A 23759-nucleotide genomic window follows, 5' to 3' on the forward strand; every position below is an offset into this window, starting at 1 on the left:
ACTCACCTGCTGCTGGGTCGCCTGTAGCAGGGTTTTAAATACAGAGAGAAATCAATGTTCACTATCGAAGCAGAAGTACGTAACGTGCAGGGTAAGGGTGCGAGCCGCCGCCTGCGTAACGCTAACAAGTTCCCGGCTATCGTTTACGGTGGCGAAGCTGCTCCAGTTGCAATCGAACTGGATCACGACAAACTGTGGAACCTGCAGACCAAAGCTGAATTCTACAGCGAAGTTCTGACCATCGTTGTTGGCGGTAAAGAAGAAAAAGTGAAAGTTCAGGCTGTTCAGCGTCACCCGTTCAAGCCAAAACTGTCTCACATCGACTTCGTTCGCGCGTAATCGCAAACTCGTCGAAAAAAACCCCGCTTCTGCGGGGTTTTTTTATGGCTGTTATTTCCCGCCCGAGGTGCGGCGCTGAAGCTGATCGCGCAGGTTCGGCGGCGTACCTTTGATGGTCAGCGTATCGGTGGCCGGATCCCAGAAAATACGTTCACCCAGCAGCATCGCGTCAAAATTAATGGTTAACCCGCCGCCGCTGCCGGCAAACTTGGTTAACTGACGCAGCGTGCTGCGATCCGCCGGGAAGCTCTCTTCGAGCTCATAACCTTTATCCGCGGTGAATTCCTGGAAGCTGACTTCGCTCACGCCCGCCAGCTCTTTTGACAGCGACTCCAGCTCAATCTCTTCCCCTGCCTGCAGCTGTTCGTTGCAGTAGCTGTAAACCTGCTGGCGTACGTTCTGACGCTCAGATTTATCAAGCTGTGCTTCAGCCGTGAAGTCATCAACCGCCTGGAGCAGACCTTTGTTCTGCGCTTTGGCGTTAAGACCTTCGCTGGCACCGAGGAAGTCCATGAAGAAATCAGCCACTTTTCGGCCCACGCGCCCCTTCAGGAAAGTCAGGTAGCGGGTCGACTCCGGGTTCGTTTCCCACTCGGTCAAATCGATACGCGCCACGATATCCGCATGGTTGATATCCAGATAATGCGTTGAGCTGATATCCAGCTGCTCGTTCACGCGCATGCTGCTTAAGTTATTCAGCACGGTAACCAGCAGATACTCTACGGCCAGATAGCGATAGTGGCAAAACAGCACGATCCCGCCGTCGGCGAAGGGATATTTCGCCAGCTCGTCGCGCAGACGCCCGGTTGCGGCACGGCTAAACGCCAGGAAATCCTCTTCACCCTGACGCTGAAGGCGCAGGCTATCTGCCAGTTCACTCTCTTCGCTGAACAGACCATAGGCTTTATTTTTGGCGCTATAGACGCGATGCAGCTCTGCCATCATCTCCACAACGGTCGCCGTGGGTTCCAGTAACGAATCGCGCAGCACCACTTCAAGGGTTTGCTCATCGCGCTTGATAAGCTGGTGCAAGGCAATCTGGTTGATTTCCAGACTCATGATAAACTCTCCTTTTAGACCGGGCGGTATTCAACCACCACCAGGGCATGTGTGCAACAACAGATAAAAAAGGGGAAAAAAAGCTGTTGCTACGGTAATATGTTGCCCTTTCATCAACAAACTGATTTTGATTTATGCCACAACATTCCCGCTACAGTGATGAACACGTTGAACAACTGCTCAGTGAGCTGGTCAACGTACTGGAAAAACATAAAACGCCGACCGATCTCTCCCTGATGGTTTTGGGAAATATGGTCACCAACCTTATTAACACCAGCGTTGCTCCGGCTCAGCGTCAGGCGATCGCAAAATCTTTCGCCCAGGCTTTACAGTCATCCGTCAGCAACGACCAGGCCCATTAAGGGATACGAACAACAGTTTATGGTGACGAATCGTCAGCGCTACCGTGAAAAAGTCTCCCAGATGGTCAGCTGGGGGCACTGGTTTGCCCTGTTCAACATTCTGTTGGCGACGGTCATTGGCTGTCGTTATCTTTTTGTCGCAGACTGGCCAACAACGCTAACCGGGCGGATCTACTCCTGGATGAGCGTTGTGGGTCATTTTAGCTTTTTGGTTTTCGCCACCTATCTGCTGATCCTGTTCCCCCTGACGTTTATCGTCATGTCGCAGCGTCTGATGCGGTTCTTGTCCGCCATCCTTGCGACGGTGGGAATGACGCTGCTGCTTATCGACAGCGAAGTGTTCACCCGCTTCCACCTGCATCTCAACCCCATCGTCTGGGAACTGGTGATTAACCCCGACCAGAATGAAACGGCCCGTGACTGGCAGCTGATGTTTATCAGCGTCCCGGTGATCCTGTTGATTGAGATGCTGTTTGCCACCTGGAGCTGGCAAAAACTTCGCAGTCTGACCCGGCGACGCCATTATGCGAAGCCCGTCGCCACGCTCTTTTTCGTCTCTTTTATCAGTTCGCACATCATGTATATCTGGGCGGATGCGAACTTCTATCGCCCTATTACCATGCAGCGCGCTAACCTGCCGCTCTCGTATCCAATGACGGCCCGTCGCTTCCTTGAAAAACACGGCCTACTTGATGCGCAGGAGTACCAGCGCCGCCTGGTCGAACAGGGTAACCCGGAAGCGGTCAGCGTTCAGTATCCGCTGAGCGACCTGCGCTATCGCGACATGGGCCGCGGGCAAAACGTCCTGCTGATCACCGTCGACGGCCTGAACTATTCCCGTTACGAGAAGCAGATGCCTGCCCTGGCCGAGTTCGCGAGTCAAAACGTCTCGTTTACTCAGCATATGAGCTCCGGTAACTCAACCGATGCGGGCATCTTTGGCCTCTTCTACGGTATTTCAGCCGGCTACATGGACGGCGTACTCTCTACCCGCACACCTGCGGCGCTGATCACCGGGCTGAATCAGCAAGGTTACCAGTTAGGGCTGTTCTCATCAGATGGCTTTAACAGCCCGCTCTACCGTCAGGCGCTGCTGTCAGATTTCTCACTGCCGCCGGCGCAAGATCAGTCCGACGCGCAGACCGCCAGCCAATGGATCAACTGGCTGCAGCGCTACGCGCAGGAAGATAACCGCTGGTTCTCATGGGTTGCCTTTAACGGTACAACCCTTGCCGACAGTAATAAGAATGACTTTGCGCGACGCTACGGCCGTGCGGCTGGCGATGTCGATGCGCAGATAGGCCGCGTGCTTGGCGCACTACGCGAGTCAGGCAAGCTGGACAACACCGTGGTGATCGTCACCGCAGGCCACGGCGTCCCGTTGGGCAACGAGACGAAGAGTATGAGCTGGTCACGCCCGAACCTGCATGTTCCGCTGGTGATCCACTGGCCTGGCACCCCGGCTCAGCGCATCAATATGCTTACCGAGCATAAAGATGTCATGACCACCCTGATGCAACGCCTGCTGCACGTCAGCACGCCAGCAAACGAGTATTCGCAGGGGCAGGATCTCTTCAGCGCCGCGCGCCGCCATAACTGGGTTACCGCTGCCGGGAGTAACTCTCTGGTGGTGACCACGCCGAAGCTGACGCTGGTGCTGAACAGCAACGGAAATTACCAGACGTATAATCTGCAGGGTGAACGGTTGAAAGACCAGAAACCGCAGCTGAGCCTGCTGCTGCAGGTCCTGACGGATGAGAAGCGCTTTATCGCTAACTGATTAATTATAAACCAGTTAGCGACAGATTCCCTTGCATTCAAAACGGAATCGAGTAGTATTCTTTTATGCGTCGGCACGTAGCGCAGCCTGGTAGCGCACCGTCATGGGGTGTCGGGGGTCGGAGGTTCAAATCCTCTCGTGCCGACCAAAATTATTATCAAAACCAGCCTATTACGGCTGGTTTTTTTATTCCATTTCGCCAGGTGTTTTTCGCAGATAAACCAACGTCGCCAGACAAATCACCGCCCCGGCATAAAACGTATACTGCGCACCAAATGTCTCCCAGATTGCCCCAGCCCCCAGGCTGGCGACTAATAATCCCACGCCGCTGACCAGACTAAAAATACCGTAGGCGGTACCGCGCAGATCCGCTGGCGCGGTTTTAGCAATCATTGCCGCCAGCAATCCTTGCGTCATCCCCATATGCACGCCCCAAAGCGCAACGCCTAAAATAATGCCTGCCCAGTGGGTGCTCAGCGCCAGCACAATATCCGCGCCAATCAGCACCACCAACCCCCACTGCAGTAATCGGGTGTGGCTCATCACGTCGGATAACTTGCCAAACGGATAGGCAGAGAGGAAAAAGAGCAGATTCATCGCCACCATCACCAGCGGGATCAGCGCCAGCGGCACACCCGACTGCTGAGCGCGAAGCACAAGAAATGCTTCACTGAAACGTGCGAGCGTGAAGATGGCCCCCAGGCCAATGACCCACCAGCAGCCTTTCCCGAGGCGTCTGAGGTTCTCTCGTTTGATGGGATTTGTTCGTTTATGCTCGACAGGGGTTTTAGGCTCATGCAGGCCGAAGAAAAGCAAGGCAACGGCGAGTACGCCGGGGATCACCGCAATCCAGAAAATGGTACGAAAATCATCATTCCACAGCAGCATTAAGCCTACGGCCAGCAACGGCCCGAGAAATGCGCCAATGGTGTCCATCGACTGACGCAAACCAAAGGCCGCGCCGCGGAGTTCCGGCGGCGTAACATCAGCGACCAGCGCATCGCGCGGCGCCCCCCGTATCCCCTTCCCCACCCGGTCGATTAAGCGTGCCCCAAGAATCATGCCGGAGGAAGAGGCAATCGCAAACAACGGCTTACTTAGCGCGCCGAGACCATAGCCCAGCACTGCCAGCCCTTTACGTTTACCCAGATAGTCGCTAATCGCCCCGGAAAACACCTTGATAAACAGCGCAGTGGCTTCGGCCAGACCTTCAATCAAACCGATGAAAATCACGCTGGCTCCGAGCGTCGTTACCATAAACAGCGGTAGCAGGCTATGAATAATCTCCGAGGAGATATCCATCAACATGCTGACCCCACCAACAACCCAGACGCCTTTCGGGATCCGGCTGAGCGTTGCAAACCGGGATAACATTGCGCATCTCCTGCTGTACGTTGAACATTTTGCTCGAAACAGAATATCCTGGAAGTACGGGTAAAATATCGTCAGGCATAAAAAAAGCCACCCTGATGGGTGGCTTAGTTTTCGCATATCGACGCTTAGTGCTTCTCGCGACCGCCCAGGAAGAAAATGCCCAGCGGTATGGCCAGAAGAACGGTGAACACCAGGCTGTAGACAAAGATCATGGCCGATTGCAGGACGTACATGCTGGTCGTCCAGGCTGAGAGGGGGATATTGTACTGTTCGATAACGCCAACAATGGTTGCCCGCCCAACGCACGCGGCAGCAATCATAAATACCACCAGCAGCGCCAGGAGAAATTTGCGGCCTTCAGGTGTTTTAAGTTTTGCACGAACCATCTCTCTTCCCTTTACAGATGAATAACATTATAGAGTGCTTAAAATAACACGAACTGGCACCCCACTCCACACCAGCACAAACAACCATATAACACGCAAATTAAAAGCTTATAACTCTGTATATATTGAAAATGTAAGTAAATAACACCAATCATTTATAGTTGTTATGTTAACCTGTGCAGGATCGTTTTGACATAAAGGAATGACAATGAAAAACGCACCTAAATTTGCCATCGCCCTCATCGCCGCCGCGTGCGCCAGCACCGGTGCTTTCGCCAGCGAAACCCCAAAAGAGCAGCCGCTGGAAAAAGTTGCCCCGTATCCGAAAGCGGACAAAGGGATGAAGCGTCAGGTGATTCAGTTACCGGTTCAGCAGGATGAAGGGAACTTCAAGGTGGAACTGTTAATTGGCAAGACGCTGGAAGTGGACTGCAACCAGCATCGTCTGGGCGGTCAACTTGAAAGCAAAACCCTGGAAGGCTGGGGTTACGACTATTACGTCTTTGATAAAGTGACGTCACCGGTTTCCACCATGATGGCCTGCCCGGACGGCAAAAAAGAGAAGAAATTTGTGACTGCGTATCTGGGTGACAATAGTCTGCTGCGCTATAACAGCAAGCTGCCAATCGTGGTGTATACGCCTGAAAACGTCGAGGTGAAATATCGCGTGTGGAAGGCTGATGAGAATGTCGGACAAGCGGTAGTACGTTAAAACCAGGTCGGGTGCGCTCTGATGCCCTCACCCCAACCCTCTCCCGGTGGGAGAGGGAGAAAACCCTAAAAACGGCAACGTATGTTGCCGTTTTGCTTTTACCTTACAGCGCGATATCCGCAACCGGTTTGTTTTCCGCCTGAGGCTTCAGCTCCGCTTTTGGTGCAGCATCAGCAGCCTGCGGCTTAACATATTGCAGCTGCAGTACGCGGCTGGTGTATTCCAGCTCCTGCTCCGTCGCGTCCACGTTACCGTTCAGCTTCGTGCCGTAGGATGGAATAATGGTTTTCAGCTTAGCCTGCCATTCCGGGCTGGAAACTTTATCCTTAAACACTTTTTCCATCAGGTGCAGCATGATTGGCGCAGCGGTAGACGCACCCGGTGACGCACCCAGCAGCGCGGCAATGGTGCCATCCTTGTCGCTCACCACTTCCGTACCCAGACGCAGCACGCCGCCCTCTTTCGGATCGCGTTTGATGATTTGTACGCGCTGACCCGCCTGCCACAAACGCCAGTCTTCTTTCTTCGCCTGCGGATAGTACTCTTTTAACGCCTCGAAACGGTCGTCGTCAGAGAGCATCACCTGGCTAATCAGGTATTTCACCAGGTCGAAGTTATCCAGCCCTACGTCCATCATCGGTTTGACGTTAGAGGTGGTCGTGGCGCTCAGCAGATCCCACAGAGAGCCGTTTTTCAGGAACTTGGTGGAGAAGGTCGCGAACGGTCCAAACAGCACCACGCGTTTGCCGTCAAGCATACGGGTATCGATATGCGGAACGGACATTGGCGGCGCACCTACAGAAGCCTGGCCGTACACTTTTGCCAGATGACGATTCACCACTTCCGGGTTATCGGACACCAGGAACTGACCGCCGACCGGGAAGCCCGCATAGTCGTCCGCTTCCGGAATACCGGACTCCTGCAGCAGCTTCAGCGCCGCGCCACCTGCCCCAATAAAGACAAATTTCGCCTTGATGACGTGTTCGGCTTCATTGTTTTTCAGATCGGCAACGGTCACGCTCCAGCTGTTATCCGCGTTGCGCTTGAAACCGCGCACTTCGGTGCTGAGCTGCAGGTTGAAGTTCTCTTTCTTCTTCAGAGACGTTACCAGCTGGCGGGTAATCTCACCGTAGTTGACGTCGGTACCAATTTCGGTGCGGGTCGCCGCGACTTTCTGGCTCGGGTCACGACCTTCCATGACCAGCGGAGCCCACTCTTTAATCTGCGCATGGTCTTCAGAGTATTTCATACCGCGGAACAGCGTGCTCTGCTGCAGAGCCGCGTAGCGCGCGCGCAGGAAGTTAACGTTCTGTTCGCCCCACACAAAGCTCATGTGCGGTACGGTATTGATGAAGGAGTGCGGATCGTGCATCACGCCGCTGTTGACCTGGTGTGACCAGAACTGGCGAGAAATCTGGAAGGCTTCGTTGATCTCTACCGCCTTCTCAATACTAATGGAACCGTCCTTTTTCTGCGGCGTATAGTTCAGTTCCATGAGTGCCGAATGTCCGGTACCGGCGTTATTCCAGCCGTTCGAACTCTCCTGCGCCACGCCATCAAGGCGTTCGACCATGGTCATTGACCAGTCCGGCTGCAGTTCTTGCAGATAGGTTCCCAGCGTGGCGCTCATGATACCGCCACCAATTAAAAGGACGTCCGTTTCCTGCTCTTTTGGTGCGTCAGCTTTCGCCGCCATAGAGACGGTGTTAAGCCCCACGGCCAGAGAAAAGAGCATGGCAGTCATTTTTTTCATAATTTATGCCTTAGTGTAAAAGTGCTTGATGCGTGGAAATTGCAGGTGAAAAAAGCTGCGGGGGCACGGTAACAACTTTTAAATATTGTTTAAAGGTTACGAAATTATTGTAATTGTGAAATTTAATGATGGATTGTTTGTGGGGGATTACGCTCACGGCTGGCAATAGGGGCATTTTCTGGCTACTATCCTGCACTTTGTGATCGCGCGCACGGAAGCCTGCCCTAACCAGCGAATTGTTATGTCCTTACCCCAACCTGCTTTACCCCGCGAAGGCCACATCACCACGGTCCTCAGCTCACCCAGGCTTCTGATGCGTGAAACGCTGGCGGGCGTGATTACCGCTCTGGCGCTGATCCCCGAAGTTATTTCATTTTCGGTGGTCGCCGGCGTTGACCCAAAGGTCAGCCTTTTTGCCTCCGTGGTGCTGTGTCTTGCCCTGTCCGTGCTGGGCGGTCGTCCGGCGATGGTCACGGCAGCGGCCGGCTCCGTCGCGCTGGTCATTGGCCCGATGGTGCATCAGCACGGCGTGCAGTACATTCTGCCGGCGGTGCTGATGGCTGGCGTGATTCAGATCCTGTTTGGGGTATCGGGCATGGCGCGTCTGATGCGCTTTATCCCGCAGGCCGTCATGACCGGGTTTGTTAACGCGCTCGGTATATTGATTTTCTTCGCTCAGGTTCCCCACTTCTGGAGCCGAAGCCCGCTGATTGTAAGCCTGTTCGTGCTGACGGTGCTGATTGTGCTGTGGGTACCGCGCTACGTCAAAAGTATCCCCTCGCCGCTGATTGCCATTGTCGCGTTGACGCTTTATACCGTGACCACAGGTCAAATCCTGCCGACCGTGGGTGATGAAGGCGCGATAAGCGGCGGTTTACCGGGGTTTACTGAACTGCTGGTTCCGCTGAATTTACAGACGCTGAGCATCATCTGGCCGTGCGCGCTGAGTATTGCCTTCGTCGGCCTGCTGGAATCCCTGCTGACGGCAAAGCTGGTAGATGAGCTGACCGCAACGCCGTCGAGCAAGCGCCGTGAGAGCATCGGGCTGGGCGTGGGTAATATTCTGTCCGGTTTTTATGGTGGTATTGCGGGCTGCGCAATGATCGGACAAACCATCGTCAACGTGGAGATGGGGAAAGGACGAAGCCGCCTCTCAACCATTGCGGCAGGCATTGTACTGCTGATCCTGGTAACGGCGCTCAGTGAAGTGATGGCTAAAATCCCGATGGCCGTGCTGGCCGGGATAATGGCGATTGTCGCCATTAAAACGTTCAGCTGGCACAGCCTTCAGCCAGCCACGGTAAAAAATGCCCCGATTGCGGAAACGGTGGTAATGCTGGTCACCGTGGCCGCAACGGTATCAACCGGCAACCTGGCGATTGGCGTGCTGGGCGGGATTATTGTCATGGCGCTGCTGCCCGCCCGCGCTAAGCGTCGGCTTAAAGAAGAAAAATCGTCGCCAGCCCAAGAAAAATAAAGAAACCGCCGGTATCGGTGATGGCGGTGATCATCACGCTCGACCCCACCGCGGGGTCGCGCCCCAGTTTGGTCATCGTTAACGGGATAATGACGCCCATCATTGATGCCACCAGCAGGTTCAGCACCATCGCCAGCATCATCACCCCACCTAAGGCCATATCGTCATATAGCCACCAGGTGATGCCCCCCATAATGCCGCCCCACACCAGGCCGTTAATCAACGCCACGCCCATCTCTCTGAAGATCAGAAAGGCGAAGTTGCCGGGCTGAATATTTTCCAGCGCCAGCGCGCGAACGATCATGGTGATGGTCTGGTTTCCGGTGTTGCCGCCAATTCCGGCCACAATCGGCATCAGTGAGGCTAACGCCACCAGCTGCGAAATGGTATGTTCAAAGCCGTCAATCACGCGGGAGGCGATAAACGCGGTACACAAATTGATAGCAAGCCATGCCCAGCGCGTTTTAACCGCCTTGCCGACGGAGGCATGGACGTCATCTTCGGCGCTGATCCCCCCAAGCGCACGCAGGTCGTTATCGGTCTCTTCATAGACCACGTCAACGATCTCATCGATGGTCAGACGCCCCATCAGTTTGCCGACGGAATCCACGACCGCGGCGCTTACGAGGTCATCACGTTCGAAGGTACGCGCCGCTTTTTCCGCATCGTCTTCCGGGGAGAAGACCATCGGCTCGTTTTCCATCACCTCGCTCACCTTCCGCTGGGTGCTGTTGAGCAGGATGGTTTTCAGCTCCAGCTCGCCGAGCAGGGTCTTATCCCGCGAGGTGACAAACAGTTTATCGGTGTTGTCCGGCATCCTGCCCAGACGGCGCAGGTAGCGCTGCACGGTGCCGAGCGTCACGTCCGGGCGCACCGTGATCACGCCGAACTCCATGATCGCGCCGACGCTGTTTTTCTCGTAGTGCATCACCTGGCGCACGCGCGCCCGCTCATCCGCAGGCAGGGAAGCCAGCAGGCGACCGGTCAGGTTTCGCGGCAGGTGCTGAACCAGGTAAATCTGCTCGTCGATATCCAGGGTTTGCAGGGCGTCGAGAATATCCCGGTCGCTCATCTCGTCGATAAGGTCATCCCAGACGTTTTCAGAAGCCTCAAGCAGCACCTGCCCGCGCTCGTGATCCTGCACCAGCCGCCACAGGGCGTGACGTTCTTCCGAGGGGAGCGCTTCAAGGGTATCCGCCAGATCCGGCGGGGGTAAATGAGCAACCAGCGCACCTACCTCAGCAATATCGTCGGCCAGGGTGCCGACATCATATTGCTCAGCCAGGGTGAGTTTGCCTAATAACGTTGAAGTGACCGCTTTATCGGTCGTGAGAAGCCAGATAAGTCGCGCACGTTCCTGGTCACGCTGCCTGGCGCTGTTTTTCTTTAATACCGACATTAATCATAAATCCATGAAATAAGTTGGTATTAAGCATAGCGCGGGGATATGTAAATAAGAATAAACAACGAAGTGGGATGAAGAAAAAATCGGCATATTGTGCAAATCATTGTGCCCGGCGGCGCTACGCTTGCACGGGCCTACAATATCGTAGGCCGGGTAAGGCGAAGCCGCCACCCGGCACATTGGCATCAGGCCGTGCGCGCCACCGCATCACGCGACGCCGCATCGCGCTCTTCGCCGGTCAGCTCGCTCAGCCTGCCGTCGCGCATCTCCAGCAGACGGTCGGCATGAATAAAGTAATGATCGTCATGGCTGATGGCGAAAATGGTTTTGCCCATCTCCTGCATCAGCGGCAGCAGCACCTGATAAAATTCGCGGCGGAAATGCGGGTCCTGATCGGCCGCCCACTCGTCCAGCAGAATGATGTCACGCTCTTCCGCCAGCGCCAGCAGCAGCGCCACGCGTTTTTTCTGCCCTTTGGAGAGCTTCAGGTTGAGGATCTTCCCGTCCTGTAGCTCCAGCTTGTGCGACATCTGCAACTGCGCCAGCCATTTCTCCACCAGCGCAGGATTGGCCCGCTGCCCTTCCGGCCCCAGCAGCCGATCGAACAGCCAGACGTCGGTGAAGACCGCCGAGAAAAGCTTGCGGTAATCTTCGGGCTTCTCTGCGCTCAGCGCCTTGCCATCCAGCAAAATTTCGCCAGACTGCGGCTGATAAAGCCCGGTGAGCAGCATCGCCAGGGTCGATTTGCCACTGCCGTTGCCGCCAATCAGGAACAGCAGCTCGCCGCGGTGAATCGTCAGATTGATTGGCCCCACGGAGAAGGCGTTGTCCTGATAGCGGAACGTGACGTTACGCAGCTCCAGCGTCTGCCAGTTCGGGAAGGTCTCCGGACGCGGGAACTCGGCGTTAAACGGCGCGAGATCGAATTTTTTGAGCTTATTGAACGCCACCTGCGCGCTTAGCAGAGTCGGCAAGGCACCGACGGCCGAGAGCAGCGGTGTACGCAAGAACAGCAGCGTCAGCGAGTAGGTTGCCGCGACGTTCGTGTCCGCCCAGCCCAGGCTGTTCGCCATCCAGAATACCAGGCCAATAGCTCCCAGCATCATGATATTCGACCAGTTTACCGCGCTCAGGTGGAAGGTATCGGCACGGATAATATGGTGCCGGTATTCGCGCGCGTCCGGGATATAGAGGTTGTTAAAGATATACTCGGCGCGCTCGCGGTTCAGGGTCAGCTCTTTGCGCCCTTCCAGTACCGTCTGGTAATCGTTATAGAGCTTATCTTCGGTTTCGCGCAGTACCGCCATGTGTTTATAGACGCGGGACACCAGCACAAAACCGCCCCAGATGGTGATCGCAATCCACAGCGCGGTCACCGCCAGCATTTTGCTGGAGAGCCAGGCGAGATAGGCCGCAGAGCCAAAGGTCAGAATGATCCCCTGAACCAGCTCCGGCAGACGAACGAACGCGATGGTAATGGCGCGCACATCGCTGGTCAGCCCCGCCAGCAGAGAAGCACTGCCGAGTTGTTCCACGCGTTCTACCTGGGTATCCAGAATCCGCTTGATAAACTCGCTGCGCAAACGGAAAACGAAATGGTGGCCGAGCGCGGTCAGCGCCAGCTGAGAGCCGAGCGTTACCGCCATCAGCAGCAGGAGAAGGCCAAGAAATTCCGGCAATACGGAGAGCGAAGTATCGACCATTTCAATCAAACGCACGTTAATAAACGCGATCAGGCCAATACCCAGCGCGGCGCTGGCGAGGCTTAACGCCATTACGGCGATGAATGGCCAGCGATACTGACGCCAGACAAGGAGAAGTAGTTGCATGCAGGCAATCCGGACAATAAAAATCAGCCAGCAGTGTAAACTGCCCTGCGCGGACATCAAGAATAATTCTTATTTTAGTTTACTGTACCCCGCCTGACGGAAGGTCAGGTTATAACGGTACTCGCCCGTAAGCGGGTGAACCCCGGGCTTCAGTGGCTGAATGCCGTGGTAATAAAGCCGCGACTCCCTGCCCCACACCACCACATCGCCATGTTCCAGCATGATGCGCCTGAGCGGATCGTTGCGGCGCAATCCGCCGAACTGGAAGACGGCGGGCAGGCCTAACGATACCGAGACAATGGGCGCGCGCAGATCGGGCTCATCCTTGTCCTGATGCAGCGAGAGCTTCGCGCCAACGGCGTAGCGGTTAATCAGGCAGGCATCCGGACGGAAGTCGGCATAGTCCGCCGCAACCGCGGCATCGTGACAAAGTGCCTGAAAAACCGCAGGCATAGGGGGCCACGGCTGGCCGGTCGTGGGATCGTTCGGCGCATACAGATAGCCCCGCGCGTTTGTCGCCCAACCTAATTCGCCGCAGTTGGCCATGGCCACCGACATAGTGTAGCCGCCCGGCGTCACCATATGGCGAAACGGTGAAACGGTCGTCACCTCTTCAATACCGGCAAGCAGCGCCGCCGCACGTGAGAGCGCAAAGCGGCGCAGGATAACCGCCCCCGGCGCAAGCGGCTCCTGCCAGGGTTCAGCATCCGCAAAAAGATCGAGCATTATCCCTCCTGGCGTTTTGCCTCACGTTTCAGTAATAGCGCTTTTCGCTCCGTTCCCCATCGATAGCCTGACAGCGCCCCGTCGCTGCGAACAACGCGATGACAGGGGATCACAATCGCCAGCGTGTTTGCGGCACAGGCACCGGCAACGGCGCGCACCGCACCGGGTTGACCAATCGCCTGCGCCACCTGCTGGTAACTTGCCGTTTCACCGCAGGGAATGTGACGAAGGGCCTGCCAGACCCGCTGCTGGAACGCGGTTCCGCGAATATCCAGCGGCAGCGCGAGCGGAACAGCGCGGTCATCAATACTGGCAATCACCTGATGGATCCGCCGCGCGAAAGCATCGTCCAGCGGCGCGTGCTCTGCTTTTGGAAATACCGTCGCAAGCTCCTCGACTAATTCCGCGTCGTTGTCGCCCAGCAGGATCGCGCAGATCCCCCGCTCGCTTTCCGCCACCAGGCAGCGTCCTAACGAGCAGTCATCGATGGCATAGCGTACGGCCGCATCACCTTTACGGTACTGCTTCGCCGTCATGCCCAACGCATCGTTAGCTTTGCGATAATAGCTACTGCTGTCAGGAAACCCGGCCGCCAGCACGGCATCGGTAATTTTGTCTCCCTGCGCAAGCGCGGTGCGCAGGCGCTGACCTCGCGCAGCCTGCTGCCAGGCTTTTGGCGTCATACCGGTTACGGACTTAAACAGACGGTGGAAATGGAAAGGACTCATGGCAACCTGCTGCGCCAGCTTCTCCAGGGTTAACGCAGGATCCTGCTCCAGAAGACGGCAGGCGTGTTCCACTTTTGCCAGCTTCTGTTCCTGAGGATCGCGTTTATCCGGCATGCAGCGCTTGCACGGACGAAACCCTGCCTGAACGGCATGCTGGGCATCAGGATAAAAGCGGACATTTTTACGCAGCGCGTGACGGGCACGGCACGACGGGCGACAGAAAATCCCCGTCGTCTGCACGGCAAAGACAAACTGAGCGTCAGCGCGCGGATCGCGGGCCAGCACGGCCAGCCAGCGGTCCTCATCGGTCATTAAGGTCGGGTTTCTCATTATCGGCTCCTCTTATAAGCATATATACAGCGTGCCTGAGTGCCACTGATTAAAAACCCGCAACCTTGCTTTTTAATTTTTGTCGCTCACGAGGAAGCTGTTGAACTGCGGCGAATGCCAGGTTTTAAACCCGTCGCCCTCTTTAACGATCATATAAACCGCCAGCCCTTCCTGACGCACCACCTCTTTGGCTTTCTCCGGACCGAGAACCATGAGCCCGGTGTCCCAGGCATCCGCCTCCAGCGCGGTGGGGGCAATCACCGTTACCGACACCAGGTTATGCTCGATCGGACGTCCGGTCTGCGGGTCAATAACGTGCGAAATACGTTTCCCGTCGAGCTCGTAATAGTTACGGTAGCTACCGGAGGTGCTGATGCCATGTCCGTTGATATCCACCATCGCCTGCACGGCATTTTGCCGATCGGTCGGCTTTTGAATCGCAACGCGCCACGGTTTATCGCTGGCGTTCATGCCCCGGCTGACTAACGCGCCGCCCACGGATACCAGATAGCGCGAAATACCCTCCTGCGCCATCAGCGCAGCCAGATGATCCGCCGCATAGCCTTCCCCTACCGTCGACAGATCGACAAACAGATCGGGGATATCTTTTTGCAGGTACTGTTGACCGTACTGATTGATCACCGTCAGATGCTGAAGCCCGGTCCGGGCGCGAGCGTCATCAATGGCCGCCTGATCGGGCGCGGTAACTGGCTGCTTGTTGGGGCCAAATCCCCAGAGGTTCACCAGAGGGCCGACGGTCACATCCATCGCCCCGTTGGTTTTGTAGCCCACGCGCATTGCCTCGGTCACGATATCGGCCATCGCCTCGCTCACCGGCCACAAGGAGGTCGTGCTTGAAAGATTAAAGCGCATCAGCGCCGAGTCGTTTTTATATGTCGACAGCAGCTGATCGTCAGCGTCCAGCTGCGTCTGAATTTTGCCACGAAGCTCATCTGCGCGTGTCTTATCAAGGTTCATCACGCTGACGCGCCAGAAGGTGCCCATCGTTTTGCCTTCAAGCACCGTCGCGGCGGGTGCATCGGGGGTTGCCACCGGCGTGGAAGAGTCACAAGCGGTCAGGAGAAAAAGGGTTGCCAGAAAGCTGGCGCGTAAAAAAGTCATGTCCATTCATTATTATCCTCATGCCAGGGCGGCAAGAGTACACCAAAACGGGTGAATTGTGAGGGCCTAAAAAAAACACAAAAAAGGGGCCTTCAGGCCCCTGTGTTATACGGTGAAGCGATTAGAACTGGTAAACCAGGCCCAGCGCGACGATATCGTCAGTACCGATACCCGCCTGACGGGTGAATTCATTTTCATCAACCAGGTTGATTTTGTAATCCACGTAGGTGGACATGTTTTTGTTGAAGTAGTAAGTCGCACCCACATCAACATATTTCAGCAGATCCTGGTCGCCGTAACCTTCGATGTCCTTACCTTTAGACTGCAGGTAAGCCACGGATGGACGCAGACCGAAGTCGAACTGGTACTGAGCAACCACTTCGAAGTTCTGCGCTTTGTTAGCAAAACCGTAAATGTCGCTGCTGCTCTGAGAGTTGCCGAAACGCGTTGCGTTGTAGGTCTGAGAGTACTGTGCCGCCAGGTAGATGTTGTTGGCGTCGTATTTCAGACCACCGGTATACACTTCAGCGTGGTCACCTTCACCCTTCAGCGCCGGGTTAGCGGTGTTGTTCTGGTCAGCAGTACGCTTAGAAGAAGACATTGCACCACCGATGCTGAAGCCTTCGCCCAGGTTATAGGTCAGGGACGCACCGTAGCCGTCGCCGTTCTGTTTCAGGGTGCTACGACCGGTCTCGTTTTCACCGCTTACGCTGCCGTTTTTGCCCTGATACTGCAGAGCAAAGTTCAGGCCATCCACCAGACCAAAGAAGTCCTGGTTACGGTAGGTCGCCACGCCGTTAGCACGGGACTGCAGGAAGTTGTCTGCGCCGTAGGTATCGCCGCCAAATTCTGGCAGAACGTCGGTCCAGGAGGTTACGTCGTAGATCACACCGTAGTTACGACCGTAATCGAAAGAACCCGCTTCAGCGAATTTCAGACCCGCGAACGCCACACGCGTCCAGGCCTGGTTGTCGCTTTCAGAGGTGTTGCCCTGAATCTGGTATTCCCACTGGCCGTAACCGGTCAGCTGATCGTTAACCTGAGTTTCGCCTTTGAAGCCAAGACGCATGTAGGTCTGGTCGCCGTCAGCACTCTTGTCGTCAGAGAAATAGTGCAGACCATCGACTTTGCCGTACAGATCTAATTTGTTGCCATCTTTGTTATAAATTTCGGCCGCATTTGCTGCGCCTGCCACCAGGAGTGCTGGTACCAGGAGGGACAGTACTTTAACTTTCATTTTATTAACCCTCTGTTATATGCCTTATAATTGCCACTGCTTACTGGTTAACCCTCATTAACCAGTCGGCAATTTCATTCTCCTCAAAATTACAGAATAATCCAATGCGAATATGATACGAAAACTTTGAAGATGTTTCATTTATCTATCAACATGTTTCAAAATGTAAACATCAAGGAACTTTTACAAAGCACAAATAGCTTATGAATTTAGCACTTATAATCAAACACAAAAGACAGCACAGTAATATCAACGAGTTACAATAAAAAACGTTACAGCACTGAATGACAAAACAAGATCGCCCCTAATCTCTAAAATAACTCTCGCTATCATCATTAACTTTATTTATTACCGTCATTCAGCTTTGAATGTCTGTTTATCCCTAATTCAACCGGATGCTTCGCATTCGGTTTTTTTTTACCTTTCTTTACGTAACTTCCCTTTTTTTGTGCTACCGCTGCGTAATTGTAACGACTATTAACTAAATTCTCTTCGTGAAGCCACCGAAAGCACGCCATTGATGCAAAACTTAATTTCTTGTTAATTCGTGCTATTTATCGGCTGATAATGCGTTATATCTGTACGCGCAGGGCGCGTTTGTACATGTTTACTGCACTCCTCACCGCCGATATTGTTGGTTGAAAAAGTCGCCTGTTCCAGGACAGTGGCGCTGGAAATTCAGTTATTACCCTTTATACTGCCCTATCGCCACAGAGCACGACCATAACGGGTTAAAGATATCAATGAGTCAGACTGAAACTACCGCCCCGAGCAAATTCTCCCTCCTTCCCGGGAGCATCACCCGTTTCTTTCTTCTTTTGATCGTTGTGCTGTTAGTCACAATGGGGGTGATGGTACAGAGCGCGGTTAACGCCTGGCTGAAGGATAAGAGCTATCAGGTCGTTGATATCACCCACGCCGTGCACAAGCGCATTGATACCTGGCGCTACGCCACCTGGCAGATATACGACAACATCGCGGCAGCACCGGCATCTTCATCCGGGGATGGGCTTCAGGAAACGCGGCTTAAGCAGGATGTCTATTACCTCGAAAAACCGCAGCGCAAGACTGAGGCGCTTATCTTTGGCTCTCACGACAGCGCGACGCTTGAGATGACCCAGCGCATTTCGACCTATCTGGATACCCTCTGGGGTGCCGAAACGGTACCGTGGTCGATGTACTATCTGAACGGTCAGGACAACAGCATGATCCTGATCTCAACGCTGCCGTTGAAAGATCTCTCTTCCGGATTTAAAGAGACGACCGTGGGTAGCATTGTCGATTCCCGCCGGGCAGAGATGCTGCAGCAGGCCAACGCCCTTGATGAACGTGAGAGCTTCTCATCACTGCGCCGGCTGGCATGGCAAAATGGACATTACTTTACCCTGCGTACCACCTTTAACCAGCCGGGGCATCTGGCAACGGTTGTGGCCTTCGATTTACCGATTAATGATTTAATTCCGCCGGACATGCCGCTCGACAGCTTCCGTCTGGAGCCAGACAGCAGTACCCAGAATATGCGTTCGGCGCCTGACAAAGAGGCCGCAGAGAGCGTATCGATCTCCTTTAACGGTTCGAAAATCGAAATTGCCTCGTCGCTCAACTCGACCGGCATGCGTCTGGTGTGGCAGGTCCCGTTTGGCACGCTGTTACTCGACACCCTGCAAAATATCCTGCTGCCTCTGCTGCTGAATATCGGCCTGCTGGCGCTGGCCCTGTTTGGCTACAGCACGTTCCGCTTCCAGACGGGACGGCAGAGCGACGCCTCTACGGTTCCGGCCGGTACCGGCAATGAGCTGCGCGTATTGCGTGCGCTGAATGAAGAGATTGTTTCCGTGCTGCCGCTCGGGGTGTTAGTTCACGATCAGGAAGCGAATCGTACGGTGATGAGCAACAAAATTGCTGACCATCTGCTGCCGCATCTGAACCTGCAGAACATCACCACCATGGCGGATCAGCATCAGGGGGTCATTCAGGCCACGATTAATAACGAGCTGTACGAGATCCGTCAGTTCCGCAGCCAGGTGGCCTCGCGTACGCAAATCTTTATTATCCGCGATCAGGATCGCGAAGTGCTGGTGAATAAAAAGCTCAAGCAGGCGCAAAGGCTGTATGAGAAAAACCAGCAGGGGCGAGCCGCATTTATGCAAAACATTGGCGATGCCTTCAAGCAGCCGTTAAAAACGCTGGCGACCCAGGCAGCGGCGCTAAACACCTCTGAAAGCCACCAGCTTGCCTGCCAGGCCGACTCGCTGGTGCGTATGGTTGATGAGATCCAGCTGGCGAACATGCTGGAGAATGACTTCTGGAAGGGAACGCCAACCCTCTTCTCCATTCAGGATCTGATCGATGAAGTAGTTCCGGAAGTTCTGCCCGTGATTAAGCGTAAAGGGCTGCAGCTGCTGATTAATAACCGTTTGTCCGCGAATGACGTACGCCACGGCGATCGTGAAGCGCTGCGTCGCATTCTGTTGATGATTATTCAGTATGCCGTGACCACCACGCAGATCGGTAAGATCACCCTCGAAGTCAGTACGGACGAGTCGGCAGAAGATCGCCTGACGTTCCGCATTCTGGACACCGGGGAAGGGGTAACGACGAGTGAAATTGATAATCTGCACTTCCCGTTCCTGAATGACACGCAAAGCGATCGCTACGGCAAGGCCAATGCGCTGACGTTCTGGCTGTGCGATCAGCTGGCGCGTAAGCTCGGCGGTCATCTGAATATTAAAGCCCGTGAATCTCTCGGTACCCGTTATTCTCTGCACGTCAAAATGCCCGCCAATCCGCAGGAAGAAGATGAAGAACGTCTGCTGGATGATGTCGTGGTGATGGTTGATGTGACCTCGAATGAGATCCGCAATATTGTGGTTCGTCAGTTAGAAAACTGGGGTGCGGCCTGCATCACGCCGGATGAAAGGCTTGCAAGTCAAGAATATGATCTGTTTTTAACTGATAATCCGTCTAATCTTACTGCCTCCGGCTTGCTTTTAAGCGATGATGAGTCAGGCGTGCGGAAAATCGGCCCTGGCCAGCTGCGCGTCAACTTTAATATAAGCAATGCGATGCAGGAAGCTGTACTACAACTAATAGAAGAGCAGTTGGCGCAGGAAGAGATAGCGGAATCACCGTTAGGCGGCAATGAAAATGCCGAGCTTCACGCCAGCGGATATTATTCACTCTTTGTTGATACAGTACCAGATGATGTTAAGCGGTTGTATACTGAGTCCGCTGCGAATGATTTTGCAGCGCTGGCACAGACAGCACACCGGCTTAAAGGGGTGTTTGCCATGCTTAATCTGGTTCCCGGCAAGCAGTTATGTGAAACGCTGGAACATCTAATTCGTGAGAAAGATGCCTCTGGCATTGAAAAATACATCAGCGACATTGACGCCTACGTCAAAAGCTTGCTGTAGCAAGGTAGCCTTATACATGAACAATATGAACGTAATTATTGCCGATGACCATCCGATTGTACTGTTCGGTATTCGCAAATCACTTGAACAGATCGAGTGGGTGAATGTAGTCGGTGAATTTGAAGACTCTACAGCACTGATCAATAACCTCCCAAAGCTTGATGCACACGTGCTCATTACCGATCTCTCCATGCCTGGGGACAAATACGGTGATGGGATCACGCTCATCAAATACATTAAACGCCACTTCCCGGACATCTCGATCATTGTTCTGACCATGAACAACAACCCGGCGATCCTGAGCGCCGTGCTGGATCTGGATATCGAAGGGATTGTGCTGAAACAAGGCGCACCGACCGATCTGCCAAAAGCGCTTGCTGCGCTGCAGAAAGGCAAGAAGTTCACGCCTGAGAGCGTCTCTCGTCTGCTGGAGAAAATCAGCGCGGGGGGTTACGGTGACAAACGCCTGTCGCCAAAAGAGAGCGAAGTTCTGCGCCTGTTCGCAGAAGGTTTCCTGGTCACCGAAATTGCCAAGAAACTGAACCGCAGTATTAAAACCATCAGCAGCCAGAAGAAATCAGCAATGATGAAGCTGGGCGTGGACAACGATATTGCTCTGCTGAACTATCTCTCCTCCGTTACGCTGAGCGCAACGGATAAGGATTGATCCCGAACGGGTGTGCGGCCTGATGCCCTCACCCCGTCCCTCTCCCACAGGGAGAGGGTGAAAAGTAAAAGGCCCTTACGGGCCTTTTTTATATTCTGGTTTTTCTCACGCGGTCTGCGTAAATCGACAACGTCTGCTTCAGCACGTCCAGCGTCACCGGTTTCGACAGACAGCTGTCCATTCCTGACTCCAGACAGCGCTGTTTCTCTTCCGCCAGCGCGTTCGCCGTTACGCCCACCACCGGCAGCGTCAGGCCAAGCTGCCGGATGCGCTGCGTCAGGCGGTAACCATCCATGTTAGGCATGTTGACGTCGCTAAGCACAATATCAATGTGATTTTTACTCAGCACATTCAGCGCATCCACGCCGTCATTAGCAGTTTTGCACTGGTAGCCAAGCGATCCGAGCTGGTCTGCCAGCAGGCGGCGGTTAATCGGATGGTCATCAACCACCAGAATCATCATATCGTCATTCACCGACGCCAGAGAATCCGGTGATGGCAATCCGCCCGCGCTGTCGCTCTCTTCCAGCTGCACCTTGTAGATGCGCGCCAGCAGGCTCAACAGCTCATGCGGCGTTGCAACGCTGTGTATCCATTCTCCCGGCTCGCGCTCAACCGGAATGCCAATGTGGCGACGACAGAAGCGCACCGTTCCTCTCCCCTGCCACGGCTGTTCCAGCATCTCGTCGGCAATCAGCACATCGTCCACGTCCGGCGTTTGACCTTCATAGCTGCACACCCTGATACCGCTATAGGTGAGCAGTGCCGTCAGGTAGTCATTCAGTGAAGCATTATGCACCGCCAGCCAGCAGCGCTTATCACTCAGCCCGTCAAGCGTCGCTTTCGCCGGATACTGCGCCGAATAGAGCGGAATGCGGATGGTGAACTGGCTGCCCATGCCGGGCTCGGTATCAACCGAGATATCACCGTCCATCATGCTGACAAGCTTCTCACAAATCGCCAGCCCCAGGCCGGTGCCCTGGAAGTTACGCTGCACGCCGGTACCGACCTGGAAGAACGGGTCGAACAGACGAACCACTTCTTTCGCCGGAATGCCCACCCCCGTGTCCCGCACGCGAATGCTCAGGTAATCCCCCGCCCGGCAGACGTGCAACACGATACAGCCAACATCGGTGAATTTAATGGCGTTGCTGAGCAGGTTAGAGATGACCTGCTGCAGGCGCATCGGATCGCCGTGCAGCGTCAGCGGCACGTCCGGTTCGATGAAGCAGTAAAGCCCCAGCTGTTTACGCACAACCAGCGGCAGATAGTTGGCGCTGATATGGTTCATCACCTCGCGCGGCGAGAATTCCCGCGGTTCGATTTTCAGCTGCTCAGACTCAATTTTAGAGAAGTCGAGAATATCGCTAATGATTTTCAGCAGCAGGCTGGAGGAGTTGTTCATCGCCGTCACCAGCCTGTCGACCCCTTTCGGCAATTCTTTCGTCTGGAGCAGATCGAGGTTACCGATAATCCCATACAGCGGCGTACGCAGCTCGTGGCTGACGGTGGCAAGGAACATGGATTTCGACTGACTCGCCTGCTCTGCGGCCTGTGCCATCTCCTGCAAAGACTCTTCCATTTTTACGCGCGCGGAGACATCCACCAGCACGCAAATCGCCACGTTTTCATTACGATAGCGGGAATGGACAAAGCTAATCTGCAGGTTGGTGTGCGTGCTGGTGAGCACGTCGACAAAGTTAACCTGCTGGCCGCAGATAATTTGCGTCAGCCTTTGCCGGTCCTCATGCGTCAGCATGTTCAGGTAGTTATGCGCCAGTTCGTTACTCAGGATATTTGTCCCGTCCTGAGTACGCAGAATACAGATCCCTACCGGGGCCGACGCGACAATCTTACGGTTGAACTGCTCGTGTTCCTCCAGCCGTTGAGCATCGCTTTCGGCAGGAATAAAGATTTTCCGCTCATACATGCGCGCCAGGGTGAACAGCGCCCCACCCGCGATCAGGTTCAGCAGAATGGCATTCATGATAAGAATGCGTATCCGCTCAAGCACCATATCCACCGGCAGCGAATAGACAATACTCAGCGACGAAGGCGGCAGGCTCTTCTTCAACACCAGCTCGCGGAAACCTGAGGTATAGCCAAACCACGACCGCTCCTGCATCCAGTGCGGTTCGACGTTTAAACGGTTATCGGGCCCGGCAAGCGAGATCAGCTGATGACCATTTTCATCAAGAATGGTCACCCCCATTGGCAGGCTGCCTGGAGTGAAGAAGTTTTCCATGCGAATGGTCTGCTCAATCCCCAGCAGCGCCTGCAGGCGATTTCCCAGATAAACCGGCGTCAGGGCGTAGAAATAACCCACACCAGTGCGCGGGCCCTGGCTAACCCAGAAGATGTTATTCCCGCGCTCGTCCTGCGGCGCATTGCGATATTTCACAATACGTTCATGCAGGCTTTTCAGCGCGTCATCACGCTCAACGGGCACATCGCGCAGGCCAAAGTCAGCCATGCAGAGATTTTCACTGCCGATCAGGAATACGCGGTTCAGGTCATAGGCGGCGGAGAAATTGTCGCGCCAGTAGCGCATAAACCAGGCAAGCGATTCCAGCGACCCGCGCCAGGTATTGCTCATGGTGGAGCAGTCGGAGTCCGGGAACAGCGGCTGGAAGTCCGGAACTTCAGTTTTGTCGTTACGCCCGCGAAGCGCAAGAATACCGTTTTCCGCCGTCAGGCGATTTTCGGCAATATACTTCAGCTCCTTCATCACGTCAGACGTTCGCTGAATGTAGCGCTGGGCCTGGTCGGAGCTTAAATTAAACTCCTGGCGGATCTCCGCTTCTTTCTGGTGCAGCGCGTTAACGATGTAAAATACCGAGAACAAGGCCACCAGCAGCCAAAGCAAGAGCGCCAGCGCCCGAAACAGATAGCGAGAAACTTTCAGCGTATTACGAAAGGAGACGAGGTATTTCAAAGGGGCGAGGCTCCGCCGTCGGGGTCAAAAGAATGTGGTTAAGGTAGCGGTAAACGCGCCAGGTCGCAACGTTGACTTATCTGCTTCTGCAAAAGAAAAGGGCCGGAATTCGGCCCTTTTTT

The 23759-nt window shown here is 54.7% G+C and carries 18 protein-coding genes and 1 tRNA gene; 8 read left to right on the forward strand and 11 right to left on the reverse strand.

Going from position 1 to position 23759, the window contains the following annotated elements; all coding sequences use genetic code 11:
* The first annotated feature begins 54 nt into the window (after nucleotides 1-54).
* Entirely contained in the window at nucleotides 55-339 is a 285-nt protein-coding gene (gene rplY / locus ABR39_RS08490) for a 50S ribosomal protein L25 (protein ID WP_029740955.1), read from the forward strand.
* A 51-nt stretch (nucleotides 340-390) separates the two neighbouring features.
* Here the strand turns inward: rplY and yejK are convergent, their stop codons facing one another.
* Nucleotides 391-1398 (reverse strand): nucleoid-associated protein YejK, encoded by a 1008-nt coding sequence (yejK, locus tag ABR39_RS08495; RefSeq protein WP_047346586.1) that lies wholly within the window; start codon nucleotides 1396-1398, stop codon nucleotides 391-393.
* A 134-nt stretch (nucleotides 1399-1532) separates the two neighbouring features.
* On the opposite strand from yejK, the gene ABR39_RS08500 reads away from it, so the two are divergent.
* The 3 genes from ABR39_RS08500 (at nucleotide 1533) to ABR39_RS08510 (ending at nucleotide 3688) form a co-directional block, all read left to right on the forward strand.
* The gene (locus tag ABR39_RS08500; protein WP_014884596.1) at nucleotides 1533-1760 is read left to right on the forward strand and encodes a YejL family protein; all 228 of its coding nucleotides are present in this window, start codon (nucleotides 1533-1535) and stop codon (nucleotides 1758-1760) included.
* A 19-nt stretch (nucleotides 1761-1779) separates the two neighbouring features.
* Entirely contained in the window at nucleotides 1780-3540 is a 1761-nt protein-coding gene (gene yejM / locus ABR39_RS08505; protein ID WP_047346587.1) for an LPS biosynthesis-modulating metalloenzyme YejM, read from the forward strand.
* 71 nt (nucleotides 3541-3611) lie between these two features.
* A tRNA-Pro gene (locus ABR39_RS08510) sits at nucleotides 3612-3688 on the forward strand.
* Nucleotides 3689-3726: 38 nt separating this feature from the next.
* On the opposite strand, the gene ABR39_RS08515 is transcribed toward ABR39_RS08510, so the two are convergent.
* Both ABR39_RS08515 and ABR39_RS08520 read right to left on the reverse strand, forming a co-directional pair.
* Nucleotides 3727-4914: an MFS transporter gene (locus tag ABR39_RS08515; RefSeq protein WP_047346588.1), complete on the reverse strand. Its 1188-nt coding sequence runs from the start codon at nucleotides 4912-4914 to the stop codon at nucleotides 3727-3729.
* A gap of 125 nt (nucleotides 4915-5039) precedes the next feature.
* Entirely contained in the window at nucleotides 5040-5300 is a 261-nt protein-coding gene (locus ABR39_RS08520; protein WP_008500962.1) for a DUF2534 family protein, read from the reverse strand.
* Nucleotides 5301-5508: 208 nt separating this feature from the next.
* Between ABR39_RS08520 and eco the strand changes: the two genes are divergently transcribed.
* Nucleotides 5509-6012, forward strand: a complete 504-nt coding sequence (eco, locus tag ABR39_RS08525) for a serine protease inhibitor ecotin (RefSeq protein WP_047346589.1) — start codon at nucleotides 5509-5511, stop codon at nucleotides 6010-6012.
* Nucleotides 6013-6115: 103 nt separating this feature from the next.
* Here eco and mqo read toward each other — a convergent pair whose 3' ends face one another.
* Entirely contained in the window at nucleotides 6116-7765 is a 1650-nt protein-coding gene (gene mqo / locus ABR39_RS08530) for a malate dehydrogenase (quinone) (protein ID WP_047346590.1), read from the reverse strand.
* Between the two features lie 187 nt (nucleotides 7766-7952).
* On the opposite strand from mqo, the gene ABR39_RS08535 reads away from it, so the two are divergent.
* On the forward strand, nucleotides 7953-9242 hold the full coding sequence (locus ABR39_RS08535; RefSeq protein WP_047346591.1) for a SulP family inorganic anion transporter: 1290 nt from the start codon (nucleotides 7953-7955) through the stop codon (nucleotides 9240-9242).
* Here the strand turns inward: ABR39_RS08535 and mgtE are convergent.
* The 6 genes from mgtE to ABR39_RS08565 all read right to left on the reverse strand — a co-directional run bounded on the left by mgtE (nucleotide 9205) and on the right by ABR39_RS08565 (nucleotide 16619).
* Nucleotides 9205-10641 (reverse strand): magnesium transporter, encoded by a 1437-nt coding sequence (mgtE, locus tag ABR39_RS08540; RefSeq protein WP_025756298.1) that lies wholly within the window; start codon nucleotides 10639-10641, stop codon nucleotides 9205-9207. The genes ABR39_RS08535 and mgtE overlap by 38 nt on opposite strands.
* 191 nt (nucleotides 10642-10832) lie before the next feature.
* Entirely contained in the window at nucleotides 10833-12476 is a 1644-nt protein-coding gene (locus ABR39_RS08545; RefSeq protein ID WP_047346805.1) for a multidrug ABC transporter permease/ATP-binding protein, read from the reverse strand.
* Nucleotides 12477-12545: 69 nt separating this feature from the next.
* Nucleotides 12546-13202, reverse strand: coding sequence for a DNA oxidative demethylase AlkB (gene alkB, locus ABR39_RS08550; RefSeq protein WP_047346592.1), 657 nt, complete (start codon nucleotides 13200-13202; stop codon nucleotides 12546-12548).
* A complete protein-coding gene (gene ada, locus ABR39_RS08555) occupies nucleotides 13202-14260 on the reverse strand; it encodes a bifunctional DNA-binding transcriptional regulator/O6-methylguanine-DNA methyltransferase Ada (protein WP_047346593.1) in 1059 nt (352 codons plus the stop codon). The genes alkB and ada overlap by 1 nt, the downstream gene beginning before the upstream one ends.
* Before the next feature lie 72 nt (nucleotides 14261-14332).
* A complete protein-coding gene (gene apbE / locus ABR39_RS08560) occupies nucleotides 14333-15388 on the reverse strand; it encodes an FAD:protein FMN transferase ApbE (RefSeq protein WP_047346594.1) in 1056 nt (351 codons plus the stop codon).
* Between the two features lie 115 nt (nucleotides 15389-15503).
* A complete protein-coding gene (locus ABR39_RS08565) occupies nucleotides 15504-16619 on the reverse strand; it encodes a porin OmpC (RefSeq protein WP_047346595.1) in 1116 nt (371 codons plus the stop codon).
* 743 nt (nucleotides 16620-17362) lie between these two features.
* Between ABR39_RS08565 and rcsD the strand changes: the two genes are divergently transcribed.
* Together rcsD and rcsB are read left to right on the forward strand one after the other, a co-directional pair.
* Nucleotides 17363-20035 (forward strand): phosphotransferase RcsD, encoded by a 2673-nt coding sequence (gene rcsD / locus ABR39_RS08570; RefSeq protein WP_047346596.1) that lies wholly within the window; start codon nucleotides 17363-17365, stop codon nucleotides 20033-20035.
* 16 nt (nucleotides 20036-20051) lie between these two features.
* Entirely contained in the window at nucleotides 20052-20702 is a 651-nt protein-coding gene (gene rcsB, locus ABR39_RS08575; protein WP_003859405.1) for a response regulator transcription factor RcsB, read from the forward strand.
* Nucleotides 20703-20790: 88 nt separating this feature from the next.
* Here rcsB and rcsC read toward each other — a convergent pair whose 3' ends face one another.
* The gene (rcsC, locus tag ABR39_RS08580; protein ID WP_047346597.1) at nucleotides 20791-23637 is read right to left on the reverse strand and encodes a two-component system sensor histidine kinase RcsC; all 2847 of its coding nucleotides are present in this window, start codon (nucleotides 23635-23637) and stop codon (nucleotides 20791-20793) included.
* Nucleotides 23638-23759 lie beyond the last annotated feature (122 nt).

Origin of the sequence: Enterobacter genomosp. O (genome assembly GCF_001022965.1) — a bacterium.
In the GTDB taxonomy this organism is placed as follows: domain Bacteria; phylum Pseudomonadota; class Gammaproteobacteria; order Enterobacterales; family Enterobacteriaceae; genus Enterobacter; species Enterobacter cloacae_L.